Raw genomic sequence first — 23,206 nt, 5'->3', positions numbered from 1 at the left:
GGCATCCTTTCTTTTTTAAGTTTTTCTCTTAAGAAAGAAAGATATAACGGAAAGCCCGCCCTTTAGGAACGCCACAATAATTGCTCTTTTTTTATTTAGATAGCTCTGTAAAGTATTTATAAAAATATGGTATTGTTTCTATACCTTTTAGATAGTTCCACACGCCAAAATGCTCGTTTGGGGAATGTATAGCATCACTATTTAGACCAAAGCCCATAAGTATTGTTTTACTGTTTAATTCTTTTTCAAAAAGGGCTACAATAGGAATACTACCACCACTGCGTTGCGGAATTGGTTTTTTTCCAAAAGTAGCTTCATAGGCTTTAGAGGCGGCACTATAACCAATAGTATTAATTGGAGTAACATAGCCTTGACCACCATGGTGTGGTGTTACTTTTACCGTTACAGCTTTGGGCGCAATTTTTTCGAAATGGGTTTTAAATAGTTGGGTAATTTTTTCCCAATCTTGGTTAGGAACTAATCGCATGGAGATTTTTGCATAGGCTTTACTGGCAATTACGGTTTTAGCACCTTCGCCAATATAACCACCCCAAATTCCATTTACGTCTAAGGTGGGTCTTATAGAGTTTCTTTCATTAGTACTGTATCCTTTCTCGCCATATACCGCATTAATGTCTAACGTTTTTTTGTAGTTTTCTAAGCTAAAAGGAGCTTTTGCCATTTCGGCTCGTTCTTCTTTAGATAGCTCCTCTACTTTATCATAAAAACCAGGAATGGTAACACGATTATTTTCATCATGCAAAGAAGCAATCATCTTGTTTAAAATATTTATTGGGTTAGCAACAGCGCCACCATATAAACCAGAATGTAAATCTCTATTTGGACCAGTAACTTCTACTTCTACATAACTAAGGCCACGTAATCCTGTGGTAATTGAAGGCACATCATTAGCAATCATTCCAGTATCAGAAATTAGAATAATATCATTTTTTAGTTTTTCTTTATTCTCCGCTACAAATATCCCTAGGTTGTTACTGCCAACTTCCTCTTCTCCTTCAATCATAAATTTTACATTACAAGGCAGTTGATTGGTTTTTACCATAAATTCTAGAGCTTTAACATGCATATACATTTGCCCTTTATCATCACAAGCACCACGAGCAAAAATAGCACCATCGGGGTGTTTGTCTGTTTTTTTAATTATAGGTTTATATGGCGGAGAATCCCAAAGTTCTATAGGATCTGCTGGTTGTACATCATAATGGCCATACACTAAAACTGTAGGTAGGTTTTTATCTATTATTTTTTCGCCATAAACAATTGGAAAGCCTTTAGTTTCACAAATTTCTGCCAAATTACAACCTGCATTTAATAAGGATTCTTTAATTTTCTGTGCTGCTTTTATAACATCTTTAGAAAAAGCAGGGTCTGCACTAACAGACGGTATTTTTAATAGATCAAAAAGTTCGGATAAGAAACGGTCTTTATTGTTTGATATGTAGCTTTTTATGTCTTTCATTGTGGGCTCTAATTCGTTAGCTTAAAAATACAAAAGAACTTTTTTAAAGATAGATTATTTTAAAATTGATTTTTTACTTTATATTTGCAATCCTTTTGCAGGCGTGGTGGAATTGGTAGACACGCTAGACTTAGGATCTAGTGCCGCGAGGTGTGAGAGTTCGAGTCTCTCCGCCTGTACAAATAAAAAGCCTTTCAAGAAATTGAAAGGCTTTTTTAGTTTAAAAATTCTGTTTTGATTTTCAATTTAATAATATCAATGTTTTTAAATTAATATTCACGGTGTAGGATAAATACATCTAATATATAATAGAAAGTTATTTTTTTAAACACCTCTCAAAAAAGTTCTAGAATTTAAAATAGGAAATTACCTTTTTATTTTTACATACAGGTTAGAGCAGGACATTTATAATATATTTAATTTCTTACTTTATGTGTGCGTATTATTTTGTATATGTGGTAAAAATAAGTATTATATGGTTGCTATTAGAATGACATGGATTACTTTTCTTCAAGCAACTAAAAAAACACTTATTTTTCTTATATTTATAGTTCTATTAATTGGCCTTCCGCAAGTAAATTTAGTAGATTACCCACAATCTACAATTACTAGTAAATTTATTATTTTTTCATATGGTTGCTTAACTATTTTGAGTATTAGTTTACTTCTAATATTACTTAAAAAAAGAGCAATTCATATTTCCAAAATAGATATACTTCTTTTATTTTTTTTAGGGTATATTATTTTAAATAGATATTTGATTCAATCAGATTTTGGCTTTTCAATTAGGTATTTTGAGCTAATAGGTTTAGGAATTCTATATGTAGTGTTAAGAAATCTTTCTTTTAAGGAGTTTACATGGTTATTGGTAGCTGTAATAATTTCAGGTATTATACAAACAAGTTATGGTAACTTACAATTATTAGGGTATTATGCCTCAAATCATTCTGGATTTGCATTAACAGGAAGTTTTTTTAATCCAGGACCCTATGCGGGGTTTTTAACTGCCGTTTGGTGTATAGCTCTTGGCATGTATTTGTTTAAAGAAAAAATAGTTACACATATTCAGATTAAAAACAAAACGAAAATAAATAAGTTTATAACATTTTTTTTTAAATACATTTCTTTTATAGGTATTGTATCTATTGTATTGGTTTTGCCTGCTACACGTTCTAGAGCTGCTTGGTTAGGAGTATTAGCTAGTAGTGTTGTTTTAATAGAATATAGGTATTCTTTTTTCATTAACTTTTTAAAAAATTCTAAAAAAATAAAAAAAATTATTTTTTTAGTAGTATCCATAATTATTACAGGTTCTTTATTGATAGGCGCTTATTATTTTAAAAAAGGTTCTTCAGATGGACGTTTATTTATTTGGAAAGTTGCAACATCTATGATTAAGGAAAATCCTTTTTTTGGTGTTGGTTTTGATCGTTTTAAAGCGCATTACATGAACTATCAGTCGGGTTATTTTGCTCAACAAGGAAAAACTATGGAAACTTTAGTTGCGGATAACACATATTATGGGTTTAATGATTTTTTGCAATTCATGACAGAGAACGGATTTTTTGGAATTGTATTTTTTCTTTTTTTACTATATTTTTTTATTAAAATAAAAGTAAAAAAGGAGCATTATTTTGTTCTTATCATTTTAAATTCTAGTTTGTTAGCTATTGGATGTTTTGCATTTTTTTCATACCCGATGCAAATAATACCAATTAAGCTAATTTTAGTATTAATAATAGCTTTCTTATCTACATTGGATGTTAATAAGTATATCTTTTTAAAAGATTTTAAAGCATTGAAAAGATTTAAAGTAGTAATTTTTAGTATTGGTGTTATTAGTCTTTATCAAACGATTCCATACGTTATTACGTTAGATCAAAATTTTAAAATTTGGAAATCAGCTTTAAATAGTTATCAGTATGGCAATTACGAAAGTGCAATAGAAGAGTATGCAAAAGTATATCCAGAATTAAAAAAAAATGGAGATTTTTTAATGAATTATGGTAAAGCACTTTCCATGAATAATCAAAATACAGAAGCTATAAGAATTTTGGAAGAAGCTAAATTATACTTAAATACAACGATTATTGAAACTGCTTTAGGAGATAGTTATAAGAGAATAAAACAATATGATAAGGCAGAAATGGCTTATAAAACGGCTGCAAATATGATACCCGTTAGGTTTTATCCCATGTATTTGTTAGCGAAATTATATGAAGAAAGTGGCGAAACAGTAAAAGCAATGACTATTGCTAATAAAATACTGAATAAAGATATAAAAATACCTTCAACAGCAATTAAAGAAATCCAAGCAGAAATGAAAATGATTCTACAACGTTCTGAAAAACTTATTAAATAATGCATTCAATACACAAAGTAAATTGTCTAAAAGCATTAATGTTGGTTTTAGGATTAATAGCTTTTTTTGTTTTTACCAATTGTTCAGAGAAAAAACAGAAAGAAACAGAAGTAGATGTTATAGAGAAAAAACAATTTCTACCTGAAAAAAATGAAGTAGATGTTATTGTTCTGGAAAAAGCTGTTTTTAAGAAAGAGATAGTAAGTAATGGTAAGTTAGTTGCACTTCAAAAAAACGATTTAAAATTTGATCTAACTGAAAGCCTTGAAAAATTATATGTTAATAATGGAGATTATGTAAAGAATGGGCAAACATTGGCTTCTTTAAAGAGCTTTACATATGAACAAACATATACTAAAGCTATAATTAATTTAAAGAAGGCAGAATTAGAATTTCAAGATAAACTCATTGGTCGCGGGTATGATACATTTAATAAAGACAGTATTCCTAAGAAAGAGTATACTATGCTAGCTATACGTTCAGGTTATAAAAATGCTTTGCATGAATTAGAAAATGCAAGATTTAATTTAAAAGCAGTAAAATTGGTAGCTCCTTTTAATGGTAAAGTTGCTAATATTAAACGTAAGCAGTTTGAGCAAATAAATGCGGGAGAGACCATTATGACATTAATTAATGATGCCATTTTTGAAGTTGAGTTTTATTTAATAGAATCAGAAATAGGACAAATAGATATCCATACAAAAATACAAATGGTACCTTTTGCTCTTTCTAAAAGCTATGAAGGGAGTATTGTGGCCATAAACCCAGTAGTAGAAAAAGACGGTACTATTTTGGTGAAAGCCAAAGTTAAAAATGACGGTAGTTTACTGGAAGGTATGAACGTAAAAGTACGTATCCAAAAAGACATTCCAAATCAATTTATTGTACCAAAAGAAGCGGTTATTTTAAGACAAAATCAGGAAGTATTATTTACTCTTAAATCTAATAAAACCTATTGGACTTATGTGCAAACTACGAATGAGAATAGTAATGAATACACAGTAATTTCTCACCCAGAGAAGAGTAGTGCTACATTAACGTTAGGAGACACTATTATTGTTTCCGGTAATTTAAATTTAGCACATGATACCGAAGTTTCGATTAAATCTATACAAAGTAATTAATACAAGTTTTAGAAAAAATGACGAATTGTAATTTTCTATGGTAAAATTTTTAATTCATAAGCCTATAGCCGTTTTAATGACCACTTTAGGAATCCTTATTTTGGGTTTGTATGCTTTTGGGTTTATACCTGTCTCTTTAATGCCAGATATTGATATTCCAGAAATAACAGTACAGGTTTCCGTAGATAATATGTCCGCAAGACAATTAGAAGATGTTGTGGTTAAGCAATTACGTAGAAATTTAATGCAAGTAAGCCATTTAAAAGATATAAAAACAGAGACAAGTAGTGAAAAGGCTATATTAAGATTGAGTTTTTATCATGGGACTAAAATAGAATACTCGTTAGTAGAAGTTAATGAAAAAATAGATAGGGCTATGGGAAGCTTCCCAAATTCGATAAAACGCCCAAAAGTTATTAAGGCAAGTGCTACGGATATTCCTGTATTCTATTTAAATATGACTTTAAAGCAGGACTTTGAACAGAGAAAGGAGCTATCTCAAAATCACTTATATCCTGTAACACAGGAATTTGTAGATTTTAATAGGTTTGCTAACCACGTAATTCGTAAACGAATAGACCAGATCGCTGAAGTGGCCATGGTAGATGTTAGTGGTTTGGTGGCTCCAGAGATTTTAATAATGCCAGACTATAATAAACTAAGTGCACTACAAATTAGTTTAGATGAATTAGAAATTTCGATTAAAAAATACGATTTAGAGATAGGGAGTTTATTAATTAAAGACAACCAATATCAATACGATGTAAGGCTAGGATCTTCCTTAAAAAATATTCAGGAAATAGAAAATATTTATATTCATAAAAATAATAGACTTTTTCAACTAAAAGAATTAGCACAAGTAGTAGAGCATCCACAAAATAGAACAGGTTTAGTATTGTCTAACAGCAAAGAAGCTATTACAATGGCAATTATTAAGCAAAGCGATGCTCGGATGGGTAATTTAAAAAAATCATTAAATACTCTTTTAAAGAATTTAGAAAGAGATTACCCTAATATAAACTTTTCTATTAATAGGGATCAGACAAAGCTATTAGACTATGCAATCAATAATTTATTACAAAGTTTAATCTGGGGAATGCTTTTAGCATTTGGTGTTATGTTTTTATTTTTAAAAAATGTAAAATCACCTTTGTTAATTGGTATTACCATTCCTGTGTCTATTATTATCTGTTTGTTATTCTTTCAATTGTTAGATGTCTCTATTAATATAATTTCTCTTTCAGGATTAGTATTAGGTATTGGATTGATGATAGATAATTCTATTATTGTTATAGACAATATTACACAATATAGAGAGCAAGGCCATACCTTATCCAAAGCTTGTGTTTTAGGTACAAATGAGGTTTTAAGACCATTATTTAGTTCAGCGCTTACAACCTGTGCGGTATTTTTGCCATTGATTTTTTTAAGCGGTATTACTGGAGCTTTATTTTATGATCAAACTATAGCTATTACAACGGGGCTCTTTGTGTCCTTATTAGTATCTATTACTTTATTACCAGTTTTATATAGATTATTTCACTTTAAAAGTACCAACAATGTAATATATATAAACCGTTTTCTTTCGAACATAAATACACTAGATTATACCGTTTTGTATGAGAAAGGGTTTAGGTGGGTTATGCGTAAACAAATTGCCTCTTGGAGTATTTGTTTTTTATTGTTAATTACAGCTATAGTTTTGTTTTTGGTACTTCCCAAAACTACAATGCCTAATTTTTCGACTACAGAAACTTTGTTAAAAATAGATTGGAATAATCAAATAAATGTAGATGAGAATAAGCGTAGAGCCTTGGAATTACTAGAATTTGTAGAGAAAAGTGTAAAAAACCATACGGCTCTTGTTGGAACCCAACAATTTTTACTAAATAAAGAAACAAAAGCAAGAACTTCTGAAATTACTATTTATTTACAGTGTAATACTTCTAAAGAATTAACTAAAATTAAAGAGGACATAAGACAATTTCTAAGGGATAAATACCCGACATCTCTTTACAAATACAAAGCTGTAGATAATATTTTTAATTTAATATTTTCTGAGGAAGAGGCATCTTTGGTGGCACGTCTAAGGCATGTAGAGGATTTAGGAAGTTCCCAAAACAAGCAACTTCAAAATATATGGTATCAGGTACAACAAAAACTTAAAAAGTTAGAATTAAAACCTATTGCTTGGCAAGACTATATGACTCTGGTTGCAGATAAAGAAAAACTAATGATTTATGATGTAGAAGCAAGTACGCTATTTAATACATTAAAAAGTGCCTTTAACGAACGAGAAATAGTATCCATTACGGACAATCAGAATTTTGTGCCTATTATTTTAGGAAACACTACAAAAAGTATTAATGCGGTATTAAAAGAAACTACTGTAATGTCCAAAGATAGTGCTGTTTTTCACGTGCAAGATTTTATTAGAGTTGCTACTTCTAAAGACTTAAAAACAATTAGTGGTGGTAAAGAAGGAGAGTATTTTCCTTTAGAATTACAAGTGGAAGACAATAATGTAAAATCCACGATAAGTAGTATAAAAAATATCTTATTAAAGAACAAAAATTATGATGTTAATTTTAGTGGAAGTTTTTTTTCCAATCAAGAATTAATAGAAGAACTAAAAATAATACTATTCATTTCTTTGATTTTGCTCTACTTTATTCTGGCATCTCAATTTGAGTCCTTTTTAATTCCTTTAATAATTTTATTAGAAGTTCCATTAGATTTAGCTGGCGCTTTTTTGTTTCTAAAACTATTTGGCATGAGTATAAATTTAATGTCTATGATAGGTATTGTTGTCATGTGTGGTATTATTATTAATGATTCTATTTTAAAAGTAGATACTATTATTCAATTACAACAAAGAGGTTTCTCATTAATGAAAGCTCTTTTGGTATCAGGGAAACGCCGTTTAAAGCCTATTCTTATGACTAGTTTAACTACCATATTAGCGCTTGTGCCCTTATTATTATCAAATGGGTTAGGGGCAGAGTTACAAGCGCCATTAGCTATCGCGTTAATTGGAGGAATGTTGGTGGGCACGCTAGTAAGTTTGTATTTTATTCCTTTATGCTATTATTATTTATCTAAAAATAAAATCTATGCTAAGAAATAAATTAAACAACCTGTTCGTAATTGAGGCTAGATTTACCCATGTCTTATTTCAAATCACTCTAGTTATATATTTAGCCTTAAGTAATTTTAAAGTCTACTCGCAACACGTAAATGCACCTGTACAAATTAAGGAAAACTTTACGCTTACTAATATTTTAGACTTAGCAGCTAAAAATTCATTAGATGCAGTTAAAGCAAAACAAGAATATAGTGTAGGTTATTGGGAATTTAAATCCTTTAAATCTAGTCTATTACCTAAAGTAAATTTAAGCCTACAACCCTTAACCTATAATAGATCGGTAATACAGCGTTATGATTCGCAGCAGAATATTGATGTATATAGATCTCAGCAAAATTTAAATAGTTTTGCTAATCTTTCTGCAACGCAAAATATACGAGCTACTGGTGCCAGTTTGTTCTTAAATTCTACTCTTAATAGATTAGAAAATTATGGCGATTTAGCTAATGAGAGCTACAATGCTAAACCTTTTAGTATAGGTCTTATACAACCTTTAATGGCTTTTAACGAATTTAAATGGCAACATAAAACAGCTCCTCTTGAATATGAAAAGGCGCAACAAGATTTTATTTACGAGTTGCAAACTATTAACTTAAAGGCTGTTAAGTTATTTTTTAGATGGGCGCTAGCTAATAAAAAATTAGAAATAGCAGAAGAAAACAAAGTTTCTTCTCAAAAATTATTTAAAATGGGGAAACAACGTTATGATATTGGGTCTATAGAAAAAGACGATTTACTTAATTTAGAATTAGACGTATACAATGCTAATACTAACTTAACGCAAAACGAACAAGATTTAGAAAAAACAAAAGCGGAATTGAAACTATTTTTAAGGTATGATTTACCTTCTAAAGCAATACCAGAACTCCCCGAATTAATTTCAGAATTGCAGATAGATATTAACGAAGCTATTAACTATGCCAATACAAATAACCCAGATATTTTAAATTTAAAATTGCGAAAGATAAAAGCGTTAAGAGATTTAGATCAAGTCATAAAAGAAAATCGTTTTGATTTATCCTTAACAGCAAGTTACGGTTTAAATCAACAGGCAAATACATTTAATGCCGTTTACGGAAATTTTTTAGAACAAGAAATGGTTGCTATACAATTAAATATCCCCATTTTAGATTGGGGAGAACGTAAAGGAACTATTAAAACAGCTAAAATAAATAAGGAAGTTGTTGCAATAGAATTGCAGCAAGAAGAGAATAGTTTTAAACAAAATATTACAATAAAGATTAATGCTTTTAACCTTCAAAAAGAATTAGTTTTAGGCGCATTACGTACTAGTGAAATTTCAAGAGAGTCCTATAAAATAACAGAAAAACGCTTTTTATCTGGTCAAGTAGATTTGTTGAATCTAAGTAGCTCTAGACAAGCATGGCAATTAGCCACAGAAAATTATATACAAAGTTTACAAAATTATTGGGCACTCTATTATGAAGTGCAACAATTAACATTATACAATTTTAGAAGTAAACATCATTTAAAACAAGATTTTAATGTCATTTTAAGCAATTAACATAATAACAAATACAACTATTATGACATATTCTGAAAGAAAAGAAAAGGAAAAGCACTTATTGTATTTAATTGAGCATAAAATGCTGTATTCACTAGAAAAAGTGGCTGTAGATTATGACTGTAGTATAAAAACTATAAGAAGAATGATTGGTAGTTTACGAGAAGAGGGTTATGATATTTATTTCTGCAGAAAAACCTATAATTATTATTTAAAAAGTATCTAATAGACAAAATTTGTCCATGAAAGATCTTAATTTTGTAGGAATTAGATTTAACATTTGAGTTTAATAACCTCTTTTTTAGAATTTTAAAATTAATAGTTATTAAGTATTCTTTTATTTTAGAAGATAAATTATTTTCCCTCTAAAGATATATTTTATAGGGGAAGAGAGGTAAAATTATAAAAATCTCTTTTGTTTTACAGATAGCTCTTTTTCACTATTTTTTTAGTTATAAGCTAAGGTTTAGTAAAGTTTGTTATATATGGTAAATATTGTTAAATATTCTTTTTTTAGAAAAATTTATAAAAGAATACTACTAGTACTTTTAGTTTTTAGTATTACTATTTTTTTAAAGTTACTAATTTTCGATATTTATAAAATACCAAGCTCATCCATGAATAATACATTATATCCAGGTGATGTTATTATGGTTAATAAGCTAAAGTATGGACCAAAATTACCACGTTCTCCTTTTGAAATACCATTGGTTAATATAGCTTTTTACTTAAATAATAAAACTAGAGCAACTATGAATACCCAGTGGTGGAGTTATAAAAGATTGCCAGGGACTACAACTGTGAAAAATGGGGATGTTTTTGTTTTTACTATGTTTAAAAAAAATATGATAATAGTAAAGCGTTGTATGGGTGTAGCGGGAGATACTTTAAAAATAGAAAAGGGAGAAGTTTATGTAAACAATAAAATTTTAAGACCTTCTAAATTGATACTTAATAACTATAAATTTAAAATTAAGGATAAAAAAAAATGGGATGATGCATTAGACTCTATAGGGTTAGATATAACCATTAATAAAATTCAAGATAATTATTTTGGGGCTGCACTATCGCATGAAGAAAAAAAACGACTTCAAAAATTAAGCATTGTGAGTGATTTAATTAAATATAAAGACTCTTTAACTCTTGAGAGTTCTGTATACCCAAAATCTCAATACAACCAATGGAATTTGGATGATTATGGTCCCTATATTGTTCCAAAAAAAGGAATGGAAATAAAAATGACTCCCGAAAATTATGCTCTGTATAGTAAGGCTATTAATTCACATGAAGATGTAGAAATAAAAAAAAATAAAGACGATTATTATTTAAATGAAAAAAGGATAACACACTATACTTTTAAACAAGACTATTATTTTATGATGGGAGATAACAGAAAAGGCTCTCTTGACTCTAGGCGCTGGGGGGTTGTGCCAGAATGTAGAATTATTGGTAAAGTACAGTGCGTATTATTTTCTTATTATCAGAATAAATTTAGATGGAATCGTTTGTTTAAAAGTGTAAACTAATGAGATTATAAAATAATAGATGAAATATAACCTGTCCTCCTTTTCTATTATTATAATTTTTGCCAGCCTATCTATAGTTGGTGTAAGTTTAACACCTTTACTAGGTCTACAGTTAACACCTACAAAAAAAACAACATCTTTATACGTAAATTATAATTGGCAAAATACTTCTTCTAAAGTTATAGAACAAGAAGTAACTTCTAAATTAGAAGGTGTTTTTAACACCATAAAAGGGATTAAAAAAATAAGTTCAGAATCTAATAAGGGAAGTGGATCTATTACAATAGATTTTAAAAAAAACACAGATATGGATGTGGCGCGTTTTGAAATAGCAAACCTAATCCGTCAAAGTTATACAGAACTTCCAGAGGGCGTTAGCTATCCAAAACTATCATCGAGCGGTGAAAACGAAAACAACCCTCCTTTACTATCGTATAGTATTAATGCAAATGAAACTCCATTTCATATTAAAAAATATGTAGAGAATCATATGATTCCAAAAGTATCCAATATTAAGGGTATTAATAAAATAAATGTATATGGCGCATCTCCTTATGAGTGGGTATTGGAATATGATAACAGAAAACTTAAACAACTCAATATAACTATAGAAGATATTAAAACAGCAATAGATGATTTTTTAAAAATTAGGGCATTAGGAAATGGTATCATAACATCAAAACATAATGCAACCGTACAAGAAATATCCTTAGTCTTAAAACATAAACTAGAAGATGAGAATATTGTTTGGGATAAAATCCCTATAAAAAAAATAAATAACAGAATTATTTATTTAGAGAATTTAGCTAAATCAAGGTATAAGGAAGGGGTTATAAATAATTATTATAGAGTTAACAGTTTAAATACGGTGAATTTAGTTGTATATGCAGAAAAAGGAGTTAATACTATTGCATTGGCAAAGAAGATTAAAAATCTTTTAAAAGTTTTAAAAAAGGACTTACCTAATGGATATTCTTTAAAACTAACGAAAGATTCTACGGAATATATTGTACAAGAATTGCAGAAAATAAAATTACGAACCCTGTTTTCTTTTGTCATTTTATTAGTACTAATTATTTTAATAAATAGAAGTTTTAAGTATTTATTGGTATTGTTTTTAAGTATTGTAACAAATTTGCTCATAGCTATTATTTTTTATTATCTACTTAAAGTAGAGCTTCAATTATATTCATTTGCTGGTATTACTATTTCATTTGGAATAATAATAGATAATAGTATTATTATGATAGACCATATAAGAAACAAGGGTAATAAAAAAGTTTTCTTAGCTATTTTAGCGGCTACTTTAACAACCATTGGAGCTTTAATGATGGTTTTTTTATTAGAAGAAAATCAACGAAATGATTTATGGGATTTTACTTTAGTTATTTCCATTAATATAGGGGTGTCTTTATTAATATCTCTGTATTACGTACCTGCTTTATTGAGGGAAATAAATTTAAAACAAAAACCTATTAAATTTTCTAGGAAGCGAAAACGAAGCATTTCTAAATTTACCAGAGTATATTTTAATATTATAGTTTGGATGCGTAAGCCGCAATTTAAGTGGTTTTTTATTGTATTATTTATTCTTGGGTTTGGGTTGCCGTTACATTTATTACCTAAGGACGTAGAAGGAGAAAGTAATTGGGTAAGTATATATAATAGTACCCTAGGTAATGTATGGTTCAATACTGAAATACGTCCTGCATTAGAAAAATATTTGGGAGGGTCTTTACGATTATTTACGGAGGATGTATTTGAGAATTCTTATTACAGTGAACCAGAACGAACAACGCTTAATGTAACAGGAACTATGCCTGATGGTTGTACTATAGGACAGCTTAATACAGCTATTCAGAAAATGGAAAAATATATAGGGCGTTTTGATGAAGTGGAGTTATATGAGACTAGTATTAGTAGTTATAAAAATTCTAATATTTCTATCTATTTTAAAGATGAATATGAGTTTGGTGGTTTTCCTTTTAAATTGAAAAATTTATTAGAATCTAAAGCTATTAGTTTAGGAGGTTTAGATTGGTCTGTAAGTGGAGTGGGAAGAGGTTTTTCTAATGCTTTAGCAACAGGATTTAAAAGTAATAGAATAGAATTAGAAGGGTATAACTACGACAATTTATACAGCTATGCTGAACTTTTAAAGAAACAGCTGTTAGTGAACTCTTCTGATAGAATTAAAGATGTTGAAATTACTAGTGATGGTTGGGGAAGTAATACATTAGAAGAGTATTATTTAGATTTTAATTTAGAAAAACTAGCTATAGCAAATACCTCACAGTTGCACTTGTATAGTTATTTAAAAAATCAAGTGTACTCAGGAACATTAACGTCTATTATTCAAAATAATGAATTACAACAAGTTAAATTGGTATCAGAGAGTTATCAAAGATTTAATGTCTGGGATTTAAAGAATACCCCTATTTCTATTGAAAATAAGCAATACAAATTAGACCAATTAGCAAGTATTGAAAAAAGGAAAACAGGAAATGTAATACGAAAAATTAATCAACAATATAGATTAACTGTAGCTTATGATTTTCTAGGTTCCCCAACTTTAGCTAAAAAAAATAGAGATTATAATGTTAATGAGTTAAATAGAAAATTACCTATAGGATATAGGGTTTTCGAAAATTCATATAATCGTTGGGATAAAAATAATAAAGAACAATATTATTATTTGCCTTTAATCGTAGGTGTTATTTTCTTTATATGTAGTGTTTTGTTAGAATCGTTAAAACAACCTATCGCTATTATAAGCATGATTCCTATTTCTTTTATCGGTGTATTCTTAACATTCTATTTTTTTGATTTTAATTTTGATCAAGGTGGTTATGCGGCTTTTGTTTTATTATGTGGTATTAGTGTTAATTCAGCATTATATATTATAAATGATTATAATAATTTAAAAAAACAATACCCAAAGAGAAATACTCAATTACTATATTTTAAAGCTTTTAATTACAAAATAATTCCAGTAACATTAACTATAGTATCTACTATAGTTGGTTTAATCCCTTTTGTTTGGAGTGGACAAAATGAAGCCTTTTGGTTTTCATTTGCTGCTGGTTCCATTGGAGGATTGTTGTTTTCTTTACTTGGAATATTTTTTTATCTACCTATTTTTTGTCTAAAAACCAAAATAAATTACTTGAAAAGTTTAGCATAAATTAAGAGTAATTACCATAAGTGCTCTTTTTTTTTGAAAAAGACTTGCTAGTAGTCAAAACTAATTTTTAAAATTCATTTTTCATATAATATTCTTTCTTTTTAATAGCATATATTCCTACAAATTTGTATATTGTATACATCTAAAAAAGTAGAGTATAGTGTGTTATTATATAGCCAATGATGAAAAATTATGAAGTAATAATATATTCTATGTTTATAGCAATAATTAAGAGATAATTTTTTCAAAAAAAGTATAACCTAAATTAAATAATCTGCCAATGAATTAAATTTAAAATAGATAATAAGAGGAGGAAGTTTAGCTTTAATAAATAGGGAGATATTATCCTCATGTTAACATTTTATTAATTATAAATAAAACAAAATATAAATTATGAAAAATATTAAAAAAATAAAATATGCATTGTTTGCAGTAATGGCTGCTTTTGTAATGGTTTTAACGCTTACCACAAATAGCGAAGGTTTTTCATCAGGAGATACAGATTTAGTTGGTCTAGATGCAATAGCTAGTGCAAACGCAGAAGATTGTACAGTTGCTCTTTATTGTGCTCCAGGTAGGCAAATTTGCAAAACTGTACCAAATGGTGGAGTATACCTCGGAATACCATATTGGGATTGTAGATAATTTTTTGAGAGAGAATATTACCCTCTATAAATAGCAAAAGTGAAACGGTTTAGTGATGTATTTTTGTATATGAATATTTAATTTTTTTAAATATTCATTATGGGGTATAATTATATACTAATTGCAAAGGTGTTTCTACAATAATTATTGTAAATGAGCGCCTTTGTTTAATTTAGAAAAAGAACACAAACTTATTTTTTATGAAACTTACAATAATATCTTTTTTTATTTTACTCATTTTTATGTCCTGTAAAAAGGAAAAACAATTAGATTCTTTCGAAGAATTTTTTAATTCTACAGACATTAAAGAATTAGTTGGAAATGAAGTTATACTAAAATCAGATACTCTTTTTTTTTCAAGTATGTATGAAATGTTAAATGCAGAAAACCTTTTAATTATAAGTGACCCTGACCCTGAGTATAATTTAAAAATTGTGAATTTAATAACTGGGCAGGCTCGAGGATTTTGTAAAAGAGGAAGGGGGCCTTACGAAATGAAAGCTCCTATTTCTACTTTTTCTCTTGATTCTAAAAACAGATTGTTATATGTGACGGATAATTTTAATTACTATAGTTTTTCTTTAGATAGCCTAAAAAGAAAAGTTGATGCACCTCTTTCTTATATTGAAATTAAAAATAATGGAGGTAATTTTTTACATTCTACTTATGCCTATGGAGGTTATGTAGTAGGTGGAAGTTTTGAAAATAAGATTAGTACAATGAACATTGAAAATTACAAAATAGAACAAAAATATAATTACCATAATGGTCCCTTAGTAGAGCAAGCCTTTTTTTATAATCATCCAAACAAAAATAAGTGTGTATATTTTCAATCGAAGTCTGCAATAATGGGGTTAGTAGAATATGATAAAGGGGAAGTAGACCTAAATGAAAAATCTTGGTGGAGTACAGAGGAAAAAGAGGTTGTTAGTGAGAAAATAAGAAAAACAGAACCTTCGAAGAATCCTAAAAATGGATTTATTACCAGTGCTGTTTCTTCAAAATATATTTATACACTCTACAGTGGGAAAATTTTGAAAGGCAAGAATTCTGAAGCATTTATGGACTATTTTACATCGAATATGGTTTATGTTTTTGATTGGAAAGGAAACCCAATCAAGAAATATAAACTAGATAGGGAAGTAAGTTCTATTGCAATTGATGATAAAGACGAAATTCTGTATGCAGGATCCTTAGATAGTAAAGATTCTAATATCATTAAATATGCGCTGTGAATTTAAAAAGACTCTAGTACTATTCATGGGAGTATGTTTCATAAGCTTAATTTACTCTTGTAAGAACAATGAAATACGTAGGATTAGTAAAGAGATTAAACCTTGGTTAGGAAAGCAAGTGTATCTTCCTAAACTTTCTAATAAGAGAACTCTTGAAAGGAACCCATTATCTCCTCTTGAAAAAAAGGTTAAAATTATGACGATTATCGATGCAAGCTGTGGAACTTGTATAGAAGAATTTGATAAATGGAAAGATTTTATGAAATCTACCGATACAACCTTAGTTGGGTATGTTTTTTTGCTGTATTCTAATGATGATTTAATGACATTTGAAAGTACAAATGCAAATTACTTACAATTCACGTATCCCTATTTTAATGATAAAAAAAACGAAGTAATAACGAAGAATGGTTTTAACCTTGAACAAAAAAACAATAACACATTTTTATTAAACAAAAAAAACGAGATTATATTGGTTGGAAATCCAATTTACAGTAATTCAGTGTCCAAATTATATTTAAAAGAGATTTCTAAGATTTCTAATGCAGATTAATGTTATAAGGATTTTTTATTACAAATTTGCTATATAGTTGAAGTAGAATATATACTCCTCAACTATTTAGGCCTATTTTTATAAAGCACAAGAAGAACCATTGAAGTTAAACTTTTAAAAAGAATCAATGCAGTAATCGCCATAATACGAGACGTAGAAAAAAGTAAACTAAGCCAACTGTGGCTATGACCCAATCCTTGATTTGAAATGAAACAGCCAACAAAAAAGGCACCTAGTTTATTAAGTAGTCCCTAACGTTAAAAATGGATACTAGTTAGCTGTAAAGAAATATAATAAAGTCGGTATATGGTAGACTACGATAGAAGCGTTTAAGCATTATCATTTTTTGATAAACTGTTAGTGAGTTTTATAGTTTAGTATTTTACTTTTTACATTCTCAACATAAGATCTTCCAATAGTATATCTTATGCCTTCAATCTCAATGCTACTTCCTTCAACAACGTCAATTTTATCTATGGCCACAGTATAAGATCTATGTATTCGTATAAAATCCTGCTCTGGAAGTAAATTAGTGAAATTAGCTAAGGTGCTATGAATTATGTATTTTCCTGCTGAGGTATTAATTTTTAAATAATCTTTTAAACATTCAATAATAAGAATTTCATCTAAGAATATTTTCTTCATTTTTTTCTTATCAATCTTAATAAAAAGATGCCGGCGCACTTTTTTAGAATTTTGTAGGTCATTATTAGATTTATTATCAATTTTTAATCTCCTAGTAATTTTATTTAGCGCATTTAAAAACCTTGGAAATTCAATAGGTTTTACTAGGTAATCTATAACATCTAATTCATAGGTTTGAACAGCAAATTCATGATATGCGGTAGTAACAACTAGTAAAGGTGGGTTTTTAAGGCTTTTAATAAACCCTAATCCATCTAAAACTGGCATGTTTATATCTAAAAAAATAACATCAACGGTATTTTTTTTTAAAAAGTTTAAGGCATCTATAGCATTGTTAAATGTATTTACAAGTTCATAACCTTCTATTTGTTTTAAATAATTTTTTACAACATTTATAGCTAATGGTTCATCATCTATTATTAAACATTTTATACTCATGATACTCTTATTTTAAGTTCTACAAAAAAAGTATTTGTCAACTGTTCTTCTTTGAGAGTTAGTTCGTAGTCGTTTTCATCATAGCCTAGAGCAAGTCGTTTACTTACGTTTTTAAGGCCTATACCTCCAGAATGGCCAATGTGATTTGTTTGGGTAACTTCAGAAGGCATTGGGTTTGAAACTGTAAAGTAGAGAAAGTTTTCTTTAATGACTAATGATATATTGATTTTTACATAACCAATATTTTTATTCACACCATGTTTAAAAGCATTTTCAATAAATGCAAGTAATAAAATGGGGGCAATTTTCTTATCTTTTATATCTCCAGAAATAGACATTTTAACCTCTAATGTATTATCATGTCTTACTTTTTCTAAGTCTAAGTAATTTTGAATGCAAAGAATTTCGTTTTCTAATGTTTGTCGTTTTTTTCTTGTTTCATACAAAAGATAACGCATTAACTCGGATAGTTTTAAAATTATTTTTGACGTTTTGTCAGATTTTTCTATAGCTAGGGAGTGAATGTTGTTGAGGGTATTAAAAAAAAAATGAGGAGAAATTTGAGTTTTTAAAAATAATAATTCTGTTTCAAGATTTGCCTTTTCTAAGTCAGTTACGCGTTTATGTTCTTGTAAAAAGTCGAGAGTAATTTTAATGGCAGTTACAAAGGTAATAACATAAAGTTCCCCAATCATCATGTCTATTGCATAATTTAATGTGAAATTAGTAGTTACAGAAGGTCCTTCTGGCCAAACATTGGTACTTACCAAGAAGTAGGTTAAATTAAATTTTAAAAGTACCATTAAAAATATACTAGCCAATAAAGTAACTATAAATACTAAATATTTTTTTTTGAAAAGTAACTTAGGAATTAGTAGATAAATTGTCATGTAAGACAATATCATATGAATAGGAAATCCAATTAAATTGGTTTTTAAGGAGTATACATAATCATTAAAATAGCTTCCCCATCTTAAAGTATTAAATGAAAAGTAAATCAACCAAAAAATGATATGATAGGTTATTGATACTTTATAATTACGCCCAGAATCAAGCTTTATATTTGGCATAGATGTTTGTTTTTTCTAACGAATCAAACTTAGATTAAATTAGGTGTTTAGCTTTGTTAAGATGTTATCCGTCTAAAATTATTTGTGATTTCGATAAAATTATGAATTTTTATATTATCAAGAATTATTCACTATGAAGCCTTTAATTAAACTTTTTTTTTTAGTAGTATTTTTATTTAGTTGTAAAGATAAAAAGGCGCTAGTTAAAGGTACTAAAACTACTTTAATAACTAAAGTAAACCCTTTTATTGGTACCGGAGGGCATGGTCATACCTATCCAGGTGCTACTATTCCCTTTGGAATGTTACAAGTTAGTCCAGTGAATGGTATAAGTGATTGGGATTGGTGTTCTGGTTATCATTATTCAGATTCTATAGCCATTGGGTTTAGCCATTTAAGTTTAAGTGGAACGGGTATTGGAGATTTGGCTGATATTCTTTTTATGCCAATAAATAGAGAAGTTGATTTATCAATAACCCCAAAATCTAGAGACAGTTTATGCTATAAGTCTAAATACAATCATGAAAATGAAATAGCTACGCCTGGATATTACCAAGTTTTTTTAGAAGATCCTAAAATAAATGTAGAAATAACAACATCAAAAAGAACTGCCTATCATAAATATACTTTTAAAAAAGATGAGAAGCAATCTGTAGTTATTAATTTAGGCTTTGCCATAAATTGGGATAAAGCAACAAAATCTGCTATAACTATTGAAGATGAGCAAACCATTAGTGGGTACAGGTTTAGTGAAGGATGGGCAAAAAATCAGAAAGTATTTTTCGTTGCCAAGTTTTCAAAACCTATATCAAATTCAAAGCTTTATGCAGATGGCATTCTAAGTAATAGTAACATTTCAGAGGGAATAAAAACTGCATCACAGCTATTTTTTGAAACTAACAATGATGAAAAATTATTGGTAAAAGTAGCAGTGTCTTCAGTAAGTGTTGCAAATGCTAAAGACAATTTAGAAACAAATGGTTTTAATTTTGATGTAGTTAAAAAAGAAACAGAAGGTATATGGAATAGTGCTTTAGCTAATATTGTAGTAGAAACACCAGTAGACTCTTTAAAAACGATATTTTATACAGCATTATACCATAGCCAACTGGCTCCAGTAACTTTTAGTGATAAAAATGGACAGTTTAGAAAAGAAAACGATAGCATTATAAAAGCGGATAATTATACCGCTTATTCAACACTATCGCTATGGGATACCTTTAGAGCTGAACATCCTTTACTTACATTAATAGCGCCCAACAAAGTTACCGATATTGTAAAGTCTATGTTGGCGTATTATGAAACAAAAAAAATACTTCCCGTGTGGACGTTATATGGGAATGAAACAAATACCATGACGGGCTATCATTCCATACCAGTAATTGTGGAAGCTTATGTAAAAGGTATTCGTGGTTTTGATGCTGAAAAAGCGTACGAAGCTATGAAAACAACTATGATGCAGGATGAAAGAGGGCTAGTACATTATAAAAAACATGGCTATATTCCTTATAATTTACAAGATGAGTCGGTTACTATAACACTTGAATATGCTTATAATGATTGGTGTGTTGCACAAATGGCAAAGGCATTAGGTAAAAATGAAGACTATAACTTCTTTTTAGAACGCTCTAAAGCATATCAACATTTGTTTGATAAAGAAACAGGTTTTATGCGTGGAAAGTCTGATGATGGAGTATCATGGAATAAACCCTTTGATCCTAAACACTCTAATCATAGAGAACATACAGATTATACAGAAGGTAATGCATGGCAGCACAGTTGGTTTGTGCCGCATAATGTTGAAAATTTCATTAAACTTCACGGAAATTACGAAATCTTTACTAGTAGATTAGAACAGTTATTTAGGGAGAATTCAGAAATTACAGGGGATAATGTATCAGTAGATATATCTGGTTTAATAGGTCAATACGCACATGGTAACGAACCTAGTCATCATATTGCATATTTGTTTAATAAAGCGGGGAAACCATGGCGAACTCAATACTGGGTAAAGCATATTTTAGATACGCAATATAATACCACTCCAAATGGGTTAAGTGGTAATGAAGACTGTGGGCAAATGAGTGCATGGTACGTGTTAAGTTCTATAGGTTTGTATCCTTTAAATCCGGCTTTAGCTGAGTATGAAATTGGGAGTCCTATTTTTGAGAAGACAACTATAAACCTACCAAAAGATAAAACATTTAGCATAATAGCTGAAGGGGTATCTAGCAAAAATATCTACATACAATCTGCAACACTTAATGGAGCTATTTTTAATGAAACATCTATATCACATAAAAAAATATTAGATGGTGGAACATTACATTTTATAATGGGAGCAGTGCCTAATAAGAGTTGGGGAATAACTAAACTTATAAAAGAATAATGAATAGTATTGATGTTACAATTATCATATTATATGTAGTACTAACCCTAGGTGTTGGAATTTGGATTTCCAAAAAGGCATCAAAAGGGTTAAGTTCTTATTTCCTTGGCGGAAAAAGCATTAAATGGTATTACTTAGGCTTAAGTAATGGTTCGGGTATGTTTGATGTTTCTGGTACAGCTTGGATGGTTGGTATTCTTTTCTTGTATGGCGTAAAGAGTTTTATGTTTATGTGGGTGTGGCCAATTTTTAACCAGATATTCGTAATGATATTTTTAGCTGCATGGATAAGGCGCTCCAATATAATGACTGGTTCTGAATGGATTTTAACACGTTTCGGAGATGGTAAATCTGGAAGAGCCTCTCACTTAATTGTAGCTATTTTTGCTATAATAGCATCTGTTGGTTTTATAGCCTATTTTTTTGAAGGTGTTGGTAAGTTTATGACCATTATTTTACCATGGGATTTAACACTTATGATGGGAGATGCTGTGTTATTAAGCTCAGATCAAAATTATGCTTTAATCATCATATTTTTAACTACTATTTATACTATTAAAGGTGGTATGTTTTCTGTAGTTGCTACAGAAGTGTTGCAATATTTTATTATGGTACTCGCAGGAGTCTTGGTGGCAGGTTATGCGTTTATTAATGTAACAGATGTAGAAATTACCAGCGTATTGTCTGAACAATGGAGTAATTTGTTTTTTGGAGCTGAACTAGAAGGTTCGTGGACTGGAAAGTTCGAAGCGTTTAATGAACTTATAGACACACATGGTTATAAAATGTTTGGTGCGTTTATTGGTATGTCTCTTTTTAAAGGGTTTTTTGCAAGTATTGCAGGTCCTACACCAAGTTATGATATGCAACGTATTTTGTCTACAAGGTCTGTAAAAGAAGCTGCATATATGAGTGGATTCACAAACCTTGTACTTTTTATACCAAGATATTTACTTATTGGGGGTATCGTTGTTTTAGGATTAGTGTATTTGGCTCCCGAAATGGCAAGTTCCAGTTCACTAAGTCTTGGGGATTTAGAGGTTATTTTACCCAAAGTAATCAACAATCATGTACCAGTAGGTATAAAAGGGTTGTTGTTAGCAGGACTTTTAGCGGCTTTTATGTCAACCTTTTCGGCTTATGTAAATTCGGGGCCTGCATACATAGTTAATGATATTTATAAAAAGTATTTTAAACCTTTGGCTACACCAAAGCACTATATAAAAGCAAGTCATTTAGCATCTTTTGCTATTGTAGCTTTAGGTGTGTTTATGGGTTTTTTTGCAGAGTCTATCAATTCATTAACATTATGGATAACAAGTGCACTTTTTGGCGGTTACGTAGCAGCAAATTTCTTAAAATGGATTTGGTGGCGTTTTAATGGTTGGGGTTATTTCTGGGGTATGACATCAGGTTTATTTATTGCAACTATTCAATTTTTACTAGATCAAAATAAAGACAATTTTGAAGTAGGAACCTGGATGTGCGATGCTGCACATATGCCAGCTATTTATGTGTTTCCCGTAATATTTATAGTGTCTATATTGGGTTCTTTTTTAGGAACTTGTCTTACGCCTCCAACAAGTATGGAGACTCTAAAAAGTTTTTATTCTAATGTGCGCCCTTGGGGTTGGTGGAATCCTGTTTATAGAGTTCTTAAAGATGAAGATGAGAATTTTGAAAAAAACAAGGACTTTGTAAGTGATATGCTAAACTGTATTGTTGGAATTGTTTGGCAATCTAGTATGATATTATTACCCATATACCTCATGATAAGAGATTATCCAAAAATGTGGTTAGCTCTTGTAGTGTTTATTATAACTACCGTTATTTTAAAATTCACGTGGTTAGATAAAGTAAGAAAATATAAAAATTAAATAGATTA

Annotated in this window: 15 protein-coding genes, 1 tRNA gene and 1 pseudogene; 14 read left to right on the top strand and 3 right to left on the bottom strand. The window is 29.3% G+C overall.

All coding sequences use genetic code 11. The features are described from left to right. Positions 1-91: 91 nt before the first annotated feature. The gene (locus tag Q0945_RS05810; protein WP_299431901.1) at positions 92-1,480 is read right to left on the bottom strand and encodes a dipeptidase; all 1,389 of its coding nucleotides are present in this window, start codon (positions 1,478-1,480) and stop codon (positions 92-94) included. A gap of 97 nt (positions 1,481-1,577) precedes the next feature. Between Q0945_RS05810 and Q0945_RS05805 the strand changes: the two genes are divergently transcribed. The 12 genes and pseudogenes from Q0945_RS05805 to Q0945_RS05750 form a co-directional block, all read left to right on the top strand. Continuing rightward, positions 1,578-1,659 (top strand) — tRNA-Leu (locus tag Q0945_RS05805). A 296-nt stretch (positions 1,660-1,955) separates the two neighbouring features. Further along, entirely contained in the window at positions 1,956-3,842 is a 1,887-nt protein-coding gene (locus tag Q0945_RS05800; protein ID WP_299431898.1) for an O-antigen ligase family protein, read from the top strand. Beyond that, a complete protein-coding gene (locus Q0945_RS05795) occupies positions 3,842-4,966 on the top strand; it encodes an efflux RND transporter periplasmic adaptor subunit (protein ID WP_299431895.1) in 1,125 nt (374 codons plus the stop codon). Before Q0945_RS05800 ends, Q0945_RS05795 begins: the two co-directional genes overlap by 1 nt. A 37-nt stretch (positions 4,967-5,003) precedes the next feature. Further along, complete coding sequence (locus Q0945_RS05790) at positions 5,004-8,093, top strand: efflux RND transporter permease subunit (protein WP_299431893.1); 3,090 nt, start codon at positions 5,004-5,006, stop codon at positions 8,091-8,093. Next, positions 8,080-9,636 (top strand): TolC family protein, encoded by a 1,557-nt coding sequence (locus Q0945_RS05785; protein WP_299431890.1) that lies wholly within the window; start codon positions 8,080-8,082, stop codon positions 9,634-9,636. Before Q0945_RS05790 ends, Q0945_RS05785 begins: the two co-directional genes overlap by 14 nt. A 22-nt stretch (positions 9,637-9,658) precedes the next feature. Then, positions 9,659-9,862: a hypothetical protein gene (locus tag Q0945_RS05780; RefSeq protein ID WP_299431887.1), complete on the top strand. Its 204-nt coding sequence runs from the start codon at positions 9,659-9,661 to the stop codon at positions 9,860-9,862. Positions 9,863-10,121: 259 nt separating this feature from the next. Beyond that, positions 10,122-11,162, top strand: a complete 1,041-nt coding sequence (gene lepB / locus Q0945_RS05775; RefSeq protein WP_299431885.1) for a signal peptidase I — start codon at positions 10,122-10,124, stop codon at positions 11,160-11,162. 19 nt (positions 11,163-11,181) lie between these two features. Further along, positions 11,182-14,346 (top strand): efflux RND transporter permease subunit, encoded by a 3,165-nt coding sequence (locus tag Q0945_RS05770; protein WP_299431882.1) that lies wholly within the window; start codon positions 11,182-11,184, stop codon positions 14,344-14,346. A gap of 393 nt (positions 14,347-14,739) precedes the next feature. Continuing rightward, the gene (locus tag Q0945_RS05765) at positions 14,740-14,991 is read left to right on the top strand and encodes a hypothetical protein (protein ID WP_299431879.1); all 252 of its coding nucleotides are present in this window, start codon (positions 14,740-14,742) and stop codon (positions 14,989-14,991) included. Positions 14,992-15,191: 200 nt separating this feature from the next. Further along, positions 15,192-16,226: a BF3164 family lipoprotein gene (locus Q0945_RS05760; protein ID WP_299431876.1), complete on the top strand. Its 1,035-nt coding sequence runs from the start codon at positions 15,192-15,194 to the stop codon at positions 16,224-16,226. A gap of 196 nt (positions 16,227-16,422) precedes the next feature. Beyond that, complete coding sequence (locus Q0945_RS05755) at positions 16,423-16,779, top strand: hypothetical protein (protein WP_299431873.1); 357 nt, start codon at positions 16,423-16,425, stop codon at positions 16,777-16,779. 87 nt (positions 16,780-16,866) lie between these two features. Continuing rightward, a pseudogene (locus Q0945_RS05750) lies at positions 16,867-16,979 on the top strand (BfmA/BtgA family mobilization protein); the annotation flags it as partial. A gap of 157 nt (positions 16,980-17,136) precedes the next feature. Here the strand turns inward: Q0945_RS05750 and Q0945_RS05745 are convergent. Next, on the bottom strand, positions 17,137-17,862 hold the full coding sequence (locus Q0945_RS05745) for a response regulator transcription factor (RefSeq protein ID WP_299431870.1): 726 nt from the start codon (positions 17,860-17,862) through the stop codon (positions 17,137-17,139). Then, complete coding sequence (locus Q0945_RS05740) at positions 17,859-18,932, bottom strand: histidine kinase (RefSeq protein ID WP_299431867.1); 1,074 nt, start codon at positions 18,930-18,932, stop codon at positions 17,859-17,861. Before Q0945_RS05740 ends, Q0945_RS05745 begins: the two co-directional genes overlap by 4 nt. Before the next feature lie 133 nt (positions 18,933-19,065). On the opposite strand from Q0945_RS05740, the gene Q0945_RS05735 reads away from it, so the two are divergent. Together Q0945_RS05735 and Q0945_RS05730 are read left to right on the top strand one after the other, a co-directional pair. Next, on the top strand, positions 19,066-21,321 hold the full coding sequence (locus Q0945_RS05735; RefSeq protein WP_299431864.1) for a GH92 family glycosyl hydrolase: 2,256 nt from the start codon (positions 19,066-19,068) through the stop codon (positions 21,319-21,321). Then, positions 21,321-23,198, top strand: coding sequence for a sodium:solute symporter family protein (locus Q0945_RS05730; RefSeq protein ID WP_299431861.1), 1,878 nt, complete (start codon positions 21,321-21,323; stop codon positions 23,196-23,198). The genes Q0945_RS05735 and Q0945_RS05730 overlap by 1 nt, the downstream gene beginning before the upstream one ends. The last annotated feature ends 8 nt before the right edge of the window (positions 23,199-23,206 follow it).

The sequence above is a fragment of the uncultured Maribacter sp. genome (genome assembly GCF_947500405.1).
GTDB lineage: Bacteria > Bacteroidota > Bacteroidia > Flavobacteriales > Flavobacteriaceae > Maribacter_B.
This window is presented reverse-complemented; position numbering and strand designations above follow the sequence as displayed.

What these genes read in the sequence shown, in the direction of transcription:
- Q0945_RS05735 (WP_299431864.1), top strand. Translation starts at nt 19,066, where the DNA reads ATGAAGCCTTTAATTAAACTTTTTTTTTTAGTAGTATTTTTATTTAGT.
- Q0945_RS05795 (WP_299431895.1), top strand. Translation starts at nt 3,842, where the DNA reads ATGCATTCAATACACAAAGTAAATTGTCTAAAAGCATTAATGTTGGTT.
- Q0945_RS05810 (WP_299431901.1), bottom strand. Translation starts at nt 1,480, where the DNA reads ATGAAAGACATAAAAAGCTACATATCAAACAATAAAGACCGTTTCTTA.
- Q0945_RS05765 (WP_299431879.1), top strand. Translation starts at nt 14,740, where the DNA reads ATGAAAAATATTAAAAAAATAAAATATGCATTGTTTGCAGTAATGGCT.
- Q0945_RS05770 (WP_299431882.1), top strand. Translation starts at nt 11,182, where the DNA reads ATGAAATATAACCTGTCCTCCTTTTCTATTATTATAATTTTTGCCAGC.
- Q0945_RS05785 (WP_299431890.1), top strand. Translation starts at nt 8,080, where the DNA reads ATGCTAAGAAATAAATTAAACAACCTGTTCGTAATTGAGGCTAGATTT.
- Q0945_RS05780 (WP_299431887.1), top strand. Translation starts at nt 9,659, where the DNA reads ATGACATATTCTGAAAGAAAAGAAAAGGAAAAGCACTTATTGTATTTA.
- Q0945_RS05760 (WP_299431876.1), top strand. Translation starts at nt 15,192, where the DNA reads ATGAAACTTACAATAATATCTTTTTTTATTTTACTCATTTTTATGTCC.
- Q0945_RS05800 (WP_299431898.1), top strand. Translation starts at nt 1,956, where the DNA reads ATGGTTGCTATTAGAATGACATGGATTACTTTTCTTCAAGCAACTAAA.
- Q0945_RS05740 (WP_299431867.1), bottom strand. Translation starts at nt 18,932, where the DNA reads ATGCCAAATATAAAGCTTGATTCTGGGCGTAATTATAAAGTATCAATA.
- Q0945_RS05790 (WP_299431893.1), top strand. Translation starts at nt 5,004, where the DNA reads ATGGTAAAATTTTTAATTCATAAGCCTATAGCCGTTTTAATGACCACT.
- Q0945_RS05755 (WP_299431873.1), top strand. Translation starts at nt 16,423, where the DNA reads ATGACGATTATCGATGCAAGCTGTGGAACTTGTATAGAAGAATTTGAT.
- Q0945_RS05730 (WP_299431861.1), top strand. Translation starts at nt 21,321, where the DNA reads ATGAATAGTATTGATGTTACAATTATCATATTATATGTAGTACTAACC.
- lepB (WP_299431885.1), top strand. Translation starts at nt 10,122, where the DNA reads ATGGTAAATATTGTTAAATATTCTTTTTTTAGAAAAATTTATAAAAGA.
- Q0945_RS05745 (WP_299431870.1), bottom strand. Translation starts at nt 17,862, where the DNA reads ATGAGTATAAAATGTTTAATAATAGATGATGAACCATTAGCTATAAAT.